The organism is Microcoleus sp. D2_18a_D3 (genome assembly GCF_036702455.1).
GTDB lineage: Bacteria > Cyanobacteriota > Cyanobacteriia > Cyanobacteriales > Microcoleaceae > Microcoleus.
The window spans coordinates 26,121-41,747 of sequence record NZ_JAUBTK010000017.1 but is presented as its reverse complement, the minus strand read 5'-3'; the positions used below and the strand labels follow the sequence as shown (position 1 = coordinate 41,747).

14 protein-coding genes are annotated in these 15,627 nt (G+C 46.1%); 8 read left to right on the top strand and 6 right to left on the bottom strand.

Going from position 1 to position 15,627, the window contains the following annotated elements:
- The 3 genes from QUB06_RS10625 to QUB06_RS10615 all read right to left on the bottom strand — a co-directional run bounded on the left by QUB06_RS10625 (position 1) and on the right by QUB06_RS10615 (position 4,571).
- Positions 1-1,503, bottom strand: a complete 1,503-nt coding sequence (locus QUB06_RS10625; protein ID WP_333435258.1) for a HoxN/HupN/NixA family nickel/cobalt transporter — start codon at positions 1,501-1,503, stop codon at positions 1-3.
- A gap of 262 nt (positions 1,504-1,765) precedes the next feature.
- Positions 1,766-3,172, bottom strand: a complete 1,407-nt coding sequence (locus tag QUB06_RS10620; protein ID WP_333435257.1) for a tetratricopeptide repeat protein — start codon at positions 3,170-3,172, stop codon at positions 1,766-1,768.
- Between the two features lie 184 nt (positions 3,173-3,356).
- On the bottom strand, positions 3,357-4,571 hold the full coding sequence (locus QUB06_RS10615) for a DUF4331 domain-containing protein (protein WP_333435256.1): 1,215 nt from the start codon (positions 4,569-4,571) through the stop codon (positions 3,357-3,359).
- 244 nt (positions 4,572-4,815) lie between these two features.
- On the opposite strand from QUB06_RS10615, the gene QUB06_RS10610 reads away from it, so the two are divergent.
- The 5 genes from QUB06_RS10610 (at position 4,816) to QUB06_RS10590 (ending at position 8,579) form a co-directional block, all read left to right on the top strand.
- Positions 4,816-4,989 carry a hypothetical protein gene (locus tag QUB06_RS10610; RefSeq protein ID WP_333435255.1) on the top strand — a complete coding sequence of 58 codons (174 nt, stop codon included), beginning with the start codon at positions 4,816-4,818 and terminating at the stop codon, positions 4,987-4,989.
- A gap of 354 nt (positions 4,990-5,343) precedes the next feature.
- Positions 5,344-5,910, top strand: a complete 567-nt coding sequence (locus QUB06_RS10605) for a sigma-70 family RNA polymerase sigma factor (protein WP_333435254.1) — start codon at positions 5,344-5,346, stop codon at positions 5,908-5,910.
- 23 nt (positions 5,911-5,933) lie between these two features.
- Positions 5,934-6,674, top strand: coding sequence for a cupin domain-containing protein (locus tag QUB06_RS10600; protein ID WP_333435253.1), 741 nt, complete (start codon positions 5,934-5,936; stop codon positions 6,672-6,674).
- A gap of 212 nt (positions 6,675-6,886) precedes the next feature.
- Positions 6,887-7,360 carry a DUF732 domain-containing protein gene (locus tag QUB06_RS10595; RefSeq protein WP_333435252.1) on the top strand — a complete coding sequence of 158 codons (474 nt, stop codon included), beginning with the start codon at positions 6,887-6,889 and terminating at the stop codon, positions 7,358-7,360.
- Between the two features lie 412 nt (positions 7,361-7,772).
- A complete protein-coding gene (locus QUB06_RS10590; protein ID WP_333435251.1) occupies positions 7,773-8,579 on the top strand; it encodes a hypothetical protein in 807 nt (268 codons plus the stop codon).
- Positions 8,580-8,835: 256 nt separating this feature from the next.
- On the opposite strand, the gene QUB06_RS10585 is transcribed toward QUB06_RS10590, so the two are convergent.
- Complete coding sequence (locus tag QUB06_RS10585; protein ID WP_333435250.1) at positions 8,836-9,435, bottom strand: class I SAM-dependent methyltransferase; 600 nt, start codon at positions 9,433-9,435, stop codon at positions 8,836-8,838.
- Positions 9,436-9,478: 43 nt separating this feature from the next.
- Positions 9,479-10,066 (bottom strand): acireductone dioxygenase, encoded by a 588-nt coding sequence (locus tag QUB06_RS10580; RefSeq protein WP_333435249.1) that lies wholly within the window; start codon positions 10,064-10,066, stop codon positions 9,479-9,481.
- Between the two features lie 294 nt (positions 10,067-10,360).
- Between QUB06_RS10580 and QUB06_RS10575 the strand changes: the two genes are divergently transcribed.
- Positions 10,361-11,554 carry an RNA-guided endonuclease TnpB family protein gene (locus QUB06_RS10575; protein WP_333435248.1) on the top strand — a complete coding sequence of 398 codons (1,194 nt, stop codon included), beginning with the start codon at positions 10,361-10,363 and terminating at the stop codon, positions 11,552-11,554.
- 92 nt (positions 11,555-11,646) lie between these two features.
- Here the strand turns inward: QUB06_RS10575 and QUB06_RS10570 are convergent, their stop codons facing one another.
- Complete coding sequence (locus QUB06_RS10570) at positions 11,647-12,855, bottom strand: NupC/NupG family nucleoside CNT transporter (protein WP_333435247.1); 1,209 nt, start codon at positions 12,853-12,855, stop codon at positions 11,647-11,649.
- A gap of 245 nt (positions 12,856-13,100) precedes the next feature.
- On the opposite strand from QUB06_RS10570, the gene der reads away from it, so the two are divergent.
- Together der and QUB06_RS10560 are read left to right on the top strand one after the other, a co-directional pair.
- The gene (der, locus tag QUB06_RS10565) at positions 13,101-14,462 is read left to right on the top strand and encodes a ribosome biogenesis GTPase Der (RefSeq protein ID WP_333435246.1); all 1,362 of its coding nucleotides are present in this window, start codon (positions 13,101-13,103) and stop codon (positions 14,460-14,462) included.
- A gap of 149 nt (positions 14,463-14,611) precedes the next feature.
- The gene (locus QUB06_RS10560) at positions 14,612-15,607 is read left to right on the top strand and encodes an energy-coupling factor transporter transmembrane protein EcfT (RefSeq protein WP_333435245.1); all 996 of its coding nucleotides are present in this window, start codon (positions 14,612-14,614) and stop codon (positions 15,605-15,607) included.
- Positions 15,608-15,627 lie beyond the last annotated feature (20 nt).

Below are 15,627 nucleotides of genomic sequence, written 5' to 3'. Positions count from 1 at the left end.
TTATCCATTGCCAATTACCCATTGACTCGCCCCCAATATTTTCAACAGCGCCTGTCCCGTAATTCCCAACCCCAAAAACATTACAAACATAGCGCTAATCGCAGGCAGAAATTTGACTGCTGTTATCTGTTTGGGCAGTTTATCAAAATTCCGTTTGGCATAAACTAAGATTAATCCGATCGCACTCAGCACTAAAGCCAATCCCAAACTAAACGCTACCACTAACGTCATTCCCAAACCAACATTGCCCAAAGCCGACGCACTCAACAGCATCACCAAAGCGGAAGGACAAGGCAACAAACCGCCGGAAATCCCCAAGGCTAATAAGCTTTTCCAAGTAATAGCAGAACCGTCAGCACCGGGAGGCAAGTGCGAATGAATCCGGCCGTCTCCGTGATGGTGGTAGTGGTGAGATATATCTGGTTTTACAGGTTTAAATTCTCTCTCCCAACTTCCCCTACTCAAAAGATTTACGGGTTCTTCACATTCCGCAGTAAGGACTTTACTCCTTAAAAACCAGTTTTTATTAAAAATTTTAATTTTGATTTTTTTGAGAACTTCAGTCCTCACTACCAACCTAGTCTTAATTTTTGATAAGAGTAAGTTAAACCCGATTACGGCTACTAATAAACCAGAGATTAAACTCAGCCAAGGATCTAATTTTTCCGGGTCAATCAAGTTAGAAGCAAACAAAGTAATTCCGCCCACAGCAAACACGCCGGCAGTGTGAGTAATTGTAGTCGTCGCTGCTAGAAATAAAGCGTGTACCGGAGTAGCCCGCGAACCAACTAAATAAGCGCCGACTATGGTTTTTCCGTGTCCGGGCGACATCGCGTGCACGCATCCCCAAGCAAATGCTCCCGCTACTGCGAGCAGCAAACTCCAACCTGAATCCCAGATAGATTCCTTTCCTGCTAACAAAAACTCCCGGTTTTGTGGCGTAAATACAAAGCTTTTTACAGCAGCGGCTTGTACAATCGTAGCTTGGCAGCTAGCTGTCGGAACTTCGGGCAAAAACAGATTGTAATTAATACGCAATTTCTCTGGTTTGGAGATGGAAATTGAGTCAGGTAAACGGGGGGTTTTATCTTGAGAAGGTGCGGGCCAGGTGTAGTCTAAAATTAAGGTGCTGTGGGTATTGGGCTGCTGGATAACACTGGCGCTTTTAGCTGCTATTTCTAGCGGTTTAACTGCTACGGAGCCTTGAATGTTGCTACTGTTGGTGAGGCGGATTTGTTGGCTGAAAAACTTTTCTAGCTGTGTTTGGTGGCTGCGAACTTCAGCAGGTTGTAGCTGGCTGTCTCGATTGTCGTCGGCGAAGTTTGTTAAGCCTGTTGGGAAAGTTAATGTTATTTCGGTTTGCAAATCGTTGACTACTATTTCTGCTACGGATAAGTCTGACCAGTGGGAGTAAACTGGTCTGGTTGAGGTTGTTAGTAAGAATGAAAGTGTTAGGAAAAATAGGATGAATGATTTTGATATTCGGTTAAGTTTGTACTGCATAAATACCTGTTTTGTTAGTAATTTTCGGATGAATTATTTGTTTTTGTTGTGATTTTTCCGGCGCGCTTACCCGCAAGCCCGCCGGGGATTGAAATCCCCGTCTCATAGCGAAAGTCGGTTGAAACCGACTGAATAGCTAATCAAATTTAACAATTGTGCATTTCAGTCCTCTTTAGAGGACTTAAGCTTTGAGCCAGGGGTTTCAACCCCTGGCGGATTGACGGAATGGCGAACTTGGCCGAATGGCTGCTATTAGCTAATCTCAAAATTCATAACTTCCCAAACCCAATGCTTGGCGGGATCGATCGTCAAAACTCGGGTCAATTTCCTTGGACTTTTGAAAATAAGCGCGAGATTCAGCATCCTTACCTAAAGTCCGGGCGATCGCACCAGCCCGGTAAAACATCCCTGCATCCCGAATCCCCGATCGTATTATTTCGGCCATCACTCGATCGGCCTTTTGCCATTCCCCAGCGGCGGAAAGCGCCCAAGCCAAAGTATCCAAAGTTACAGCATCCCGCCGAATTTTCACCTCCTCCTGCATTAACGCCAGCGCTTCGGTGACATCCTGCGATCGACCTTTTTCCAGCAGCAAACTTGCCAAATCCCTGCGGTGCCCAAAACCGCCCGATCCAGAAACCTGTTCCTGTCGCAGCCCCGCTTCTGCTTTGTCGCGAAGTCGCCGGGATTTGATCGCATCTCCCTGCAAATCCTTCACCCTCGCCATACCGCGATCGACAATGCGATCGAACACAGTCTCAACCCCGCCAGAATAAGCAGAAACCTTGCTGTAATAGCCTTCCGCCTCCCGATAATTGCCTTGCCGCGTCTCCAAATCCGCCAAATAAATCAGCGCCAGCGGGTATCGCGGCACCAACCGCAGCGCCTCCAAAAACAGCGCTTTCGCCTGCACAAACTGCCCACGACGCGCGTAAAATCGACCCAAGAGCGATCGAACCCGCGCCGAACCAGCAACCTCTCCCGGTTCCTCCGCCGCCATTGCTTGGCGGTAATCCTGCAAAACCTCAGCGTCTCGGCCCTGAGACTCTCTCACCAAAGCTCTCAAAGTGAGAGAACCCAAGTTAGGAATCCGTTTAACTAAGGCTTCTGCGGCTGCATTTGCCTCGCTCACTTTACCCATCGCTAAGTGAGATGTAACTGAAAGGGCGATCGCATCTTCATTGTCAGAACCCGCCTGTTTAGCAAAGCGCAAAGCAGTAGCAAAATCGTGTCTCGCCTCAGCAATTCGAGCTAAAACTAACAGCGCACCTTGGTTGTCAAAAGGCAAATCGGCGATCGACCTTTGAGCCGCCTGTTCCGCCAATAAAAACCAACCTCCCTCCCCAGTAGCCCGAGCCATTTTTAAATAAGATCCCGCCAGTGATGCCCGGTTCAAACCGCTGCGGGAATCAACGGCCAACCGCTGCTGGTAAAAAGCAATCTCTTGCTGAATTGCTTCCTTTTGATTGGGATTATTTCTCAAACTTTCCGAAAAATGATATCGGTAATTAGTATCGAGATTTTCGGGGATTTTGTTAGAAAAATTATCTGAAATCAAACGCAAATTAGGAGGTAAATTCACAACTACCATCCCAACTAAAGGAACTACTATCAGCAGCCACCACGACCCAACATCCGATTTTATTTCCTGTTTAATTTTAGTTTTCATACATCCGCGTTCATCTGCGTTAATCCGCCTTCATCTGCGGTCAAAAAAAGCCTTTTCTATTGTGGTAAGGTGCGTCGCCATCTATAATCTGCAAGTTTCATTAAAAATCTCATAGCGACGCACCCTACATTCATAGAGCTGACTATCATCAACTGTCAACTGTCAACTGTCAACTGTCAACTGACTAATTAGGCAAAGCCAAATAAGGAAAATTCGGTTCTAAAGGTTTGTGTCCCTGAGCCGGATTTCCTGGAGTTCCGTTATATGAAACGTTATCGCTAACCGGAGAACCTACCAAAGCTCCCAGAGTGATATCAATAACGTCGTCCATCAGCATACGACCTCCGATCAAGCTTCCTTGAGCATTTGTAGCGCTAGCGTAGCCGCTGGTTTTTGTGGTATCGATCCGCATGACATCGGGTAAGAAAGCTCCGGCGATCGCATTTGGATCGACATTATCCCGACCGTCCAAAAGATCCACAGCATTGAGAGTAGTAACAGCTTCCTGGCGCACCGGAGCAGCAGCAGCGCTCAAATCCAACCTCGGAGGAATATTATTGAAAGCTTCCAGATAAGCGGGAGAAACTATCAAACCCTCATTAATTGCAGGTCTCGCCAAACGCTCGAATTGTTTGAAACCGCCAGCTCCATCCCGGATCGAAACCGTTGACCAAACATCAAAAGTATTCGCCCCAGTTCCTGCTTGCAAAAACGCTTTTGGAACCCGCACGGCAATTGTATTGACGTTGTAACCTTTAGTAAAGTCGATCGCTTGATTCGGTTGTTTAAAAGCAGTGCGCGGCCCTGTTCCCAAAGCTGCGGCGCGAACTCGGAAAAATTGTTCCACATCAAAGAAAAACGGGTCTTCCCGCAACCCGGCAAATACAGTCAAGTTAGAACCGCCCACAGGTACTGTATTCAAAACAGCATTAGAATTCAGCGGAGTTGTAGCAATTAGCCCGCCGTTAACTGTAGTCTTAGCAACAGTCTCTGAGCCACCGCGAACAACAGTTACAGCTACCGCTTGCATACCTTGATTGTTAGGCGGACTGAAGGCAAACCGCAAGATAATATCCGAACGTCCAGTAGGTGTAGAATTCACGTCACCTACCTGGGTGATGTGAAATTGGTAGAGGGCTGTAGTGCTGAAATAATATTGATAACGGGCTACAGACCTGGGATTTGAATTCATGGTGAATACTAAATCCCCGTCCGCAGCACCGGAGTTTTGGTCTTTTTCGCGATATACGTACAGGTCAGTTAAATTTACAGCGCGACCTTTGATATCTACTTCGCCGTCGTCGTGGTCGGAAGCGACAATTATCCCGGGAGTTAATAGAGCAATTAGAGCTACTTCAATAGCTAGTATGGTTCGGCGAATTTTTTTTGTGAGCTTCACAGTTAGCACCTTTATTTCAATGAATTTTTTGCACAAATCAATGGCAAATACCCCGCAGTCGCGGGTTTTACTTTTGTAGCAACAGGTTGAAATCTGTCAACCTGTCGGGCTTTGGCGCTGTTGCTGAGCCTTCTCCTATTGGTGGTATACGAAGGTTTGGCAATTTTGGATCTGTGCTGCCAGACTAATTTATGTAAAAAAGTGGGTAATTGAGGATTTACTCGTTCCCGCACTATGCTTGGGAATGCCTGCTTGGAGACACGGCTTCCCTCGATCGAGTGGAGCCAGAGCCTCGCTTATAGGGGTTCCCAGGCTCTTCTTGGGAGCGATCGAACAAAGCTTGGGAACGAGTGAATGGCGCGGTTTTGACCGAAAGCATCCAGGATACAAGCGCCCGGATTCATCCGTGGAGAAATAAAAAACCTGTATCCGATGAAACTTGCCCCCCGAATAAATTCGTGGGGTCAATGCTTCAATTCTTTAATCTAAAATCTAAAATCTAAAATCTAAAATCGATTGACTGTTCAGGCTCCGGGCATTTCTTCGTTCTACATAAAGCGGATTGCTAAGTCTCAAAAAAATCACTAATTAGGTGGTAAAATTCAAGATGACTTGGGATTTTTACAATTCAAAGCACGACAAAATTAGCCTAAAAAGGCATACTCCAGTTTGTACCCCAACTTCAAACTTACAATTATGTTCTGTAGGGATATACGCCGAATTTTTAATTTTGGATCTGTGCAGTCAAAACAAAAATTTTCGGTACACTGAGATGACAGGCCAGAAGTCAGGCGATGAATCGCTGCTTTTAGTGCAGATTGCCCGGAAAGACCAAACGGCATTAGCTAAACTTTACGACCGCTACGGTCGCCCAAGCTACGCTCTCGCTTACAAAATCCTGGGTTCGGTAGAAGAAGCTGAAGAAGTGGTACTCGATGTTTTTTCCCAAATTTGGCAAAAAGCAGCAACTTACGATCCTTCTCGCAGTCGAGCAGATACCTGGTTGTTCATGCTTACCCGCAGTCGTTCCCTCGATCGGCTGCGAGCTGTGCAGCGAACAGTCCGGGCTGCTGAAGCTTGTCTGGAAGAGGCTAAAGTACCCATGTCTAGCGTTGCAGAACCGATGGAAGATGCAATGTTTAAAGAACGCAGGGAACAAGTCAAAGCAGCCTTAGAAAAACTGCCAAGGGAACAGCAACAGGCGATCGAACTCGCCTACTACCAAGGGCTGACTTGCGCGGCGATCGCGGCTAAAACTGGTATCCCGACAGGTACAATCAAAACCAGAATTCGGTTGGGTATTTCCAAATTGCGTCAAGCTTTGAGCGAAGAATTTTAGATAGTCAAAAAACAAAATTTAAGTTGTTTAACATCAATCTAAAATTGTGGCATCTCCAATCATCCATCTTGAGTGCGAGGGTAGCAGACAATCTCAAATTTAAAATCAACTTAGGCGGAATTACAATTATTGGCGAAAAACAGATGGAAATGATGCCAGACGAGGAATATAAAATCCTTGCAGCCCTTCAAGCTCTCGATACCCTCGACGAGTCAGAACGCGGCGCATTTGCAGAAAAATTGAAAGAGTCCGCAGAACTTACAAGTGAATTAGCAGCTTTTGAAGCGGCAATTGCCGCGATCGCCTACACATCCCCGCCAGTGCCCGTCGCCCCCGACCTCAAAAACCGCCTGTTCCAGCGCATAGCAGAACTGCCGCCAACCCCGGTAGAATCAGTCAATTTAAAGCCAATTGTTACTTCCCCAACAGAGAACAATACTCCATCTTTAATAGTGCGATCGCACGATGTCAAATGGAAATCTTATGGAGCTCCGGGAGTTTCGTTCGGCAAGCTTTACATTGACAAAAAAAAGCGCGAAATGACCTGCTTGATGCGCCTAGAACCTGGAGTAACATTTCCCATGCACCGACACGCTGCCTCGGAGGAAGTGCTTGTATTAGAAGGAGACTTAATTGTAGAAGGGGAAATTTGCCATCAAGGCGACTACATTCGCTCGGTTCCCGGTTCCACACATTCGCCCCTCACACAAGGGGGATGTTTGCTGTTAATGAAAACTTCTCTAGACAACGAAATGTTCGTCTGATATTATGTCAGTTGATTTTCCTGCAATGATTTCTTTTCGCTTAGTCGGGGCTGGTTTATGTATGCCGATTGTTAGTAGAAATTAGATAGTGTTGGTGAAACTAGCCTTTCCAAGTATTTCGTCGGTTAATTGACCGGACACGCTCTAACTCAAGAATACCGCATTGCTCCGCATTCGGCAGTTAAAAATTCCAAATATATCACGTAATTACCATGCTAAAATACTCGCGTTTAACTGCTGTTATGTCCGCCGTTATTATACAATTTGTCCCCAGCAACCAAAGCGCGATCGCCCAAGAACGTGAAGGATGTTTTCTTGTCAATTCAGCGGGAGAAGTAATTAACTTAAACCAGTTGTGTTTGCCTCAAGAATCCGACATTAAGCTGACAGGAAACGATGGGAAATTTCTCGAAGACTACAAACGCTTAGCAAAAAGCTACTCTCCCGAAGCAACGGACAATTTATTGCAAGCAATCCAAAGGGCGCCTGGTCAAAAAATTGCGGCCGCTAAAAGAATGTGTGCCGAAGCAAAATCTGGAGTTTCTCTGCCGGAAGTTAAATTAAGAGCGCTCGGGCAAGCTGTCAGTATCGAAAATCCAAGTCTCAAAGAAAGTTTTCTTGCGGATGCCGATATTATTACCACTCTTGCCGCCAACCATTATTGCCCGGAGTTAGCCAGTAAGTAATATCATGAAATTTGTAGGGAAACGGTAAGGCATATTAGTGTCAACTTAAGCTTTTAGTCCGCCAGTCCTCCCGCTCAGCCGGCAGTCCGCCAGGGAATGAATTCCCTGTCTCATAGCTAAAGTCCTCTCAAAGAGGACTGAAGAACTCATTAGTCCTCATAGCGATGACTTTCGCTTTGAGGCAGGGGTTTCAACAAGAGCCAGACTGAGGGTTTAACGTTAAGTTGACACCAACGGGTAAGGCAGCATCTTAGTTTTGATTTTACAGGAGTGCAAGGGGGACGTTCGCACTCCTAAAAAACGCTTTTTACAAAACTGAGATTCTCCCACGGTAGTGCCGCGTCTCTAGTTGCAGTTACAATATTAATTGTCCTCTTGTCGCGCAAAGATCCATGAAATTACCAGACATGAGATGAAACATTTAAAATCAAGTTCCGCCGACTTGCGGGATTTATTCAAAGACAGCATTACAGTTAAATATCTCGCGGAACCGCTGAAATCAGTCCCCGCTTGCGATGATGCAGCCAAATTGCGATCGTGGATGGAGGCCCGCGATTTTGACGTGATCGGTATAGAAGAAAAGGGCACGGTTTGCGGCTATGTAGAACGATCGCACTTAAAGACAGGCAAGTGCAACGACTACCAGCAAATTTTTCACCCCTCGGAATTAATCGCCGCCGCCACTCCTTTGATGGAATTGCTGCCGCTGCTGCGAGAAAAACCGAGATTATTTGTATTGGAAAGCAACAGGATCAACGGTATCGTTACCTGCGGCGATTTGCAAAAAGCACCGGTGCGGATGCTGCTGTTTGGATTGGTGACGCTTTTGGAAATGAATTTATTGCGGATCGTGCGGATCTACTTTCCCCAAGATTCTTGGCAAAAATTGCTTAAGGGCGATCGCATCTTAGCGGCAAAACACCTTTGGGAATTGGGGCGAGCGCGAAATGAAGCAATTGACTTAATCGATTACCTGCAATTCTGCGACAAGCGAGATTTAATCCTGACTTCGGCAGAAATAGTCGATCGGCTGGGGCTCAAATCCAAACGCTACGGGGAGCGTTTTTTAAAGTCAGCAGAAGCATTGAGAAACAAATTAGCTCACGCTCAAGATTTAATTAACGGTTCTTCTTGGCCGGAAGTAATTTTTTTAGCCCAGGAAATAGAAGCACTTTTGCAGCGATGCGAAGAAATTGAAATGGCCGGACCCGCTGAATGAGAAAGCATTTAAAAAATCAGAAAGGTTCGAGACTAAGGAATGAAAAATCAATAACTTGCACAATTAAACCCCAGAAGCCTTGATCCAAGGTAAACTCTTGCTCTATTAGTCACCTTATTTATTTTTCATTCCTTAGCCATTAGGAAGCTAATTTAACGGTAAATTCCGAAAAGTTCAGTAAAAACGATCTGCAACTTTTCCAGAACTCCGACTTCAAGAGAGTGCCGACTTCTTTAAGCAGTCGGCACTATATATATTAATCTCTCTTACGAGCAACAATGTGAAAAATATGCCAGTGTTTTTCCTCGCCTAGCGCCGTTACTCCAGGATGTTCTTCTTCGTCAAACCACTCAATCTCAAAGGACTTTAGCAGCACTTGAATTTGTCCGCGAGTATGATGAGTGCGATCGGGATAAACAGCCCATGAGTCGCGATCGCCAAACAATTGACCGCAGAAATATCCTCCTGGATTTAGCGATGTCACAATCGTTTCCCAAAGATGGGGGAAATCGGCGGGCTGACAAAAAGGAAGGCAAAAACTGGCATTGATTAGATCGATCGATTGAGGCAAAGTTAAAGTTTCAAAACGCATCAATTGAGTTTGCAGGAGATCGCGTTGAATCGGACGCTCCAGCAGGCGATCGAAGGCATTTTGTTCCCTGTCAATCGCTAAAACCCGCCAGCCTCGACGCAGGAGTTCCACCGTATCTCGTCCATCGCCACAGCCTAAATCTACAGCGAATCGAGGACGATCGAGCAACGGTTCCGTGTCAAAAATTGACAAGGCTTTCAGCAAAGTTTCATGCGGCGGGCGACCTTCCACCGCTTGATAGTAAGTCACCCAATTCTGTTTCATCTTCTTCTTCCTCCTCTACAAATTTCCCCTCTTCTTCTGGCTCTTAATTTTTAATTTTTAGTTTCCTGTTAGTATACTGAGGAACCCAGCCTTGAGCAGTGGTGTAATACTGCAAGGCTTTCAAGTACAGCGACGGAGTGAGATAAAACCAATGTTCGGTATTCGCCGGCACTTTAATGTATTCTTCAGCTTGCAGCATTAGTTGTACCTGAGAGCCGTTAGAATACACAAACCCAAAAACGCATTCCCCAGCTAAAATGTGAAGAACTTCTGCATCTGTGTGGGTATGAGTGCGATCGCTTTGAGTCATCAGCGCGTAAATCTGCTGCGAACCTGGATGCAGCACTTTTAAGTCGCACCACTTATATCCGCTGACGCGCTTAAACTGTTCAAACTCGCTATTAAATGCTGCGAGAATCTGCTGTTTTTCTGTAACATTGAGAATGTCTTGAACGAGCAGTTCTTGAAACGCCGGATTTTCGTTTGCGGGCAGGAAATCGATCTCAATATTTAAAACTGCCAGTTGACTGGCGATCGCCCGGAGATCCGTATATGTTCTACCGTCTTCTAGTTGCAGAACAGCCATATTACCACCTAATGTGTTGAGCTTTGAGGGAAATTTAGTTTCCATTTTTAAGCTGCTGTTTTAAGCTTTCGTCAAAAACTAAACTCCTGCTTATTTTCAATAATAGCCGATCGCTAAAATTTCATGTCCTGCCTCGGCAATCATCAAAGCAATACCACCCATCAAATAATTTTGTGGGTTTTTTAACTTTTATTTAACTAATGCGAATGGGAAGTCCCGCGCTCTACCGAAGGTGAGCGTCGGGATGAAAACTCGCGGTAAAAATAAATTGAGCGACAGCGAATCAATATCGTTTTTGTGCGCTATGATGATTTTATCGGTATTCTGCATTCTTGATAAATGTATAAAGCATACAAGTACAGAATTTATCCCACAGATGAGCAAGATGTCTTGCTTGCAAAGTCTTTTGGCTGTGCGAGATGGTTCTGGAACTATGCTTTGAATCTATGTCAAGAAACTTACAAGAATACTGGCAAAGGATTATCTAGGGCATACATACAAGGCTTGCTCCCTGCACTCAAAAAAGAATACGAATGGTTAAAAGAACCTTATTCTCAATGCTTGCAGGTGGTCGCATTGAATCTATCTACTGCCTACAAAAACTTCTTTGACAAGAGGGCGATGCTGCCCAAGTTCAAAGCCAAGCATGGCAGACAGTCGATTAGCTATCCTCAAAACGTCAAATTCGACGGTGACTATATCAACCTACCTAAGATTGGTTTAGTTTTCTGTCGGCGACATCGTGATTTTGAGGGCGACATCAAGACCGTTACCGTGTCTCGCAACCCGGACGGCAAACATTTTATTTCTGTTTTGATTGACGATGGTAAAGAACAGCCTGAGTTAGTCCCAGCAGATAAAGCTATTGGCATTGATGTAGGGTTAACCCATTTTGCTATCACCAGTGATGGTTCCAAGTTCGGTAATCCCAAGCATTTTGTTAAACGCCAAAGAAACTTAAAGCGCAAGCAACAGAAGCTTGAGCGCAAAAAGAAAGGCAGTCAAAACAGGAAAAAGGCAAGACAGGCTGTGGCAAAAGTTCACTCCAAAATTGCCCGATGCCGCGAAGATTTTCTGCACAAGCTATCCCGCAAGATAGTCAACGAAAACCAAGTTATTGCAGTAGAAAGTCTCAATATCAAAGGCATGGTAAAGAACCATAATTTAGCCAAATCCATTAGTGACGTTGGCTGGGGTATGTTCTGCACGATGCTTAAGTACAAGTCGGAGAGTGAAGGAAAACAATATGTCGAGATTGATCGATGGTTTCCTAGCTCTAAGACTTGCCATGTATGCCTAAATCGAGTTGATAATCTCACTCTTGATGTTAGAGCATGGAGTTGTCAGCGTTGTGGTACTCACCATGACCGTGATGTAAACGCCTCGATAAACATTAGAAATGAAGCCTTGCGGATTTTGGCGTTAGGAACTAGCGCTTCTGCCTGTGGAGGGGATGTAAGTCGATCTGGTAAAACTTCGGTTTTGTTGGACGCTATCCCTGTTGAATCAGGAAGCCAGCGCTGTACCACTTAAGTGGTCAGCGTCTGGTAGTTCACTAACATTTACTGGAGTTAATGTAAGGTGCACCATAAACACCGCACAGCTTAACTAAAAACTCAAAACTTTCAAATCAGCATCCCCGCGATACAAGCAGTCATAAAACAAGCCAAAGAGCCAGCAATCATCGCCCTCACGCCCAACCTCGCCAAATCGCCTTGCCGCGAAGGAGCCATCGCGCCAATCCCCCCAATCTGAATCCCGATCGAACCAATGTTAGAAAACCCGCACAAAGCATAAGTAGAGATAATTTGCGATCGTTCAGAAATCGCCTGTTGTTTCACCAATTCCATCAAATCTAAATAAGCAACAAACTCATTCAAAATCGTTTTTTTTCCCAAAACAATCCCCACCTCTGCACAATCAGCCCAAGGCACCCCCATCAGCCAAGCAACCGGAGCCATCAAATAAGCTAAAATTAATTCTAGCGACAATTGAGGCAAATTAATTAGCCCTCCAAACCACCCCAAAAGCGCATTAAAAAAAGCCAACAAACCCAAAAAAGCAATCAGCATAGCGGCCACATTCGCCGCCAACTTCAACCCGTCGCTAGCACCCGAAGCCGCCGCATCCACCGCATTAGCATAAACCTGTTCCACCTTCACCTCCACCTCCCCAGCAGTCAGCGACTTTTCAGTTTCTGGGTACAGCAATTTAGAAATAGCCAAAGCTGCTGGTGCAGACATCACCGACGCCGCAATTAGATGTTGAGCCGGTACTCCAAAAGAAATATAAGCTGCCATGACTCCGCCGGCAATTGTGGCAAATCCTCCCGTCATGACAGCATGGAGTTCCGAGAGCGTCATCGCCGCCAAATAAGGTTTAATTAACAAAGGAGCTTCCGTTTGCCCGATAAAGATATTCGCCGCACAAGAAAGGGTTTCGGCGCCAGAAGTTTTCATGGTTTTAATCATCAACCATGCCACTGCTTGCACAACTCGCTGCAAAATTCCGTAGTGATAAAGTAGGGTGATAAAGGAAGAGAAAAAAATGATAGTCGGTAGTACTTTAAAAGCGATAAAGTGTTCGGCAAAATTGTCTCCAAATATAAACTTTGCCCCCGTATCAGAAAAATTTAGAAACTGCGTCACCAAATCTCCCAAAAATTTAAAAACAGCCAAACCAGGAGCTGTTTTGAGAATCAAAATAGCAAAAATTAGCTGTAAGGCAATTCCCCACAGTACGGGCGGCCACTTGACAGCGCGCCGATCGACTGAAAAGGCGTAGGACAAACCGACAAAAACAGCTAACCCGAATACAGAAATAAGTCGTTCCATTTAGCAATTTTTAGAGAATGTGCAGCAAGCATTTATCCTTACCAGGCTCTGGTAATCCAAATTAACAGTCCGATCGTACTTTATCTCGTTTCCGGAGGTCGCCATGAGTTCGCGGCGCGGGCCGCACAGCCCCGGAGGGCGTAGAATACACGAGGCAGCCCGATCGCATACAATCTCAGCCAGTTTCGCTTACAATAAAAGGCTCAACCTCAAAATTACGGCGCAGCCTCATTGCTGCTACTTTTATGTCTCTACCTATAGTTGCTATTATTGGACGCCCCAATGTAGGCAAATCGACGATCGTCAACCGTTTGGCCAACACCCAAGACGCGATCGTCCACGACGAACCAGGAATCACGCGCGATCGCACTTACAGACCAGCATACTGGGGCGATCGGGAATATCAAGTCGTAGACACCGGCGGGCTAGTATTCGACGACGAAACAGAATTTCTGCCTTTAATTCGCGAACAAGCAATGGCGGCCCTGGCAGAAGCCAGCGCAGCCATTTTCGTAGTAGACGGACAAACCGGCCTCACCGGCGGCGACGAAGCGATCGCATCTTGGCTGAGACTGCAAAAAGTCCCCGTCATTCTCGCCGTCAACAAATGCGAATCGGAAAATACAGGACTCACCCAAGCCGCCGACTTTTGGCAATTGGGACTAGGAGAACCTTACCCAATTTCCGGCATTCACGGCAACGGCACCGGCGAATTGCTTGACAAATTAATTACTTACCTTCCCACAGAAGTATTACCAGAAGTTGAGGAAATTAAAGTAGCAATTATCGGTCGTCCCAACGTCGGCAAATCGAGTTTGTTAAACGCATTTCTCGGAGAAAATCGCGCCATAGTCAGCCCGATTTCCGGCACAACCCGCGACGCGATCGACACCTTAGTAGAACGCAACGGTAAAACCTACCGCCTGATCGACACAGCCGGAATTCGTAAAAAGAAAAACGTCGAATACGGCGCAGAATTTTTCGGCATCAACCGCGCTTTCAAAGCCATCCGCCGCGCCAACGTCATACTGTTAGTAATTGACGCAATTGACGGCGTTACCGATCAAGACCAAAAATTAGCCGATCGCATCAGCGAAGAAGGTCGCGCCTGCATCATAGTCGTCAACAAATGGGACGCAGTAGAAAAAGACTCCGACACCATCTACGAGTACGAAAGAGAAGTAAGAACCCGACTTTATTTCCTCGACTGGGCCGAAATGATTTTTGTTAGCGCCATGACTGGACAGCGAGTTGAAAAAATCATTGAATTAGTAGACAAAGCCTCCGACGAACACAAGCGCCGCGTCACTACCGCCGTCATTAACGAAGTCATAGAAGAAGCCACAAGCTGGCACTCAGCCCCAGTTACCCGCCAAGGAAAACAAGGCAAAATCTATTACGGTACTCAAGTGCGATCGCAGCCACCGACAATCGCCCTATTTGTCAACGATCCCAAACGCTTCACCGAAAATTACCGCCGCTACATGGAAAGCCAATTCCGCAAACATCTAGGCTTTACCGGTACACCAATGCGGCTACTTTGGAGAGGCAAAAAAGTTCGTGCCACCGAAATGAGCACAACAAACAGAGCACTGCGCGTGAAGTAATTCTAGACTTTAGATTAAAGAAAAAACGCAGTTTAATAATCAAAGCAAATTGCGTTTCTTTCTTTTCTCTTCCTTCTTTCTCTTCCTTCGCGTCTTCGCGTCTTCGCGGTTCAATAAATTTATATTATTAAAAATCTAAAAGCGACAAAATGGATTTATTGCGATCGCTCCCTATTGGACTTTACCTAGAACAACCCGTAACCTGGCTGCACCGGTTAGACTCCCGCGTCAAACTAGCCTGGTTGATGACATTTTTGATCGCGCCAATACTCGCCAATCCCATCTGGCGGTTGATGCTAGTAGCAATGTTAATCGTACTGACACTAACAGCCGCAATTCCCTTGCGCGTGTGGAAACAGCAAATGGGACTGCTGCTGCTATTCTGCCTATTAGTATTTGGCCTCAGCGCGATCGCCCCCGACGGACTCCCCTCAGAGCACCAGCCCCGCATCCCCGCCGACGAATTAACGTTTTCCCAACAGCCCGCAACCCTTCCACCCCGTCAAGAGCCCAAACCCTGGTACAAACCTTTTAACTTAGGCTCAAACTCCCCAATCCCCAATCCCAAAGCCCAAAGCCCAAATCAACTCCCCCAACCCACAAACTACCGTTACGTTGTATTCAAACAAGGCCCGATTAAAATCACCCGGCAATCCCTAGATTTAGCTATCAACGTCAGCACCCTATTTTTCACAGTAATTTACAGCACCAACCTCTACCTTCTCACCACAGCCAGCGAAGAAATCACCGCCGCGATTGAAAACTTAATGCAGCCTCTGCGCCGCTTGAACTGGCCTATTACCGAAATAGCCTTAACATTAACTTTATCTTTGCGATTCATTCCCCTAGTATTGGAAGAAATACAAAATTTAGTGCGATCGGTCAGAACCCGAGCGATAAACTGGAAAAAACTCGGATTTCGCAGCGCAGCTCAAGTGTGGTTGATGATAGCCGAGCGGCTGTTAGAAAACTTGCTCCTGCGAGCTGAACAAATAGCCAGCGCCATGAAAGTTCGCGGCTTCACCAGTCCCGATCGACACCGTGTAGAATGGCACCAGTTGCAATTGAAAATCCGAGACTGGATCGCCCTCGGATGCTTGCTCGTCCTCTGGAGCGCCCGCTTTGTTTGGGGTTGGGACAGTTGACAGTTGACAGTTGACAGTTG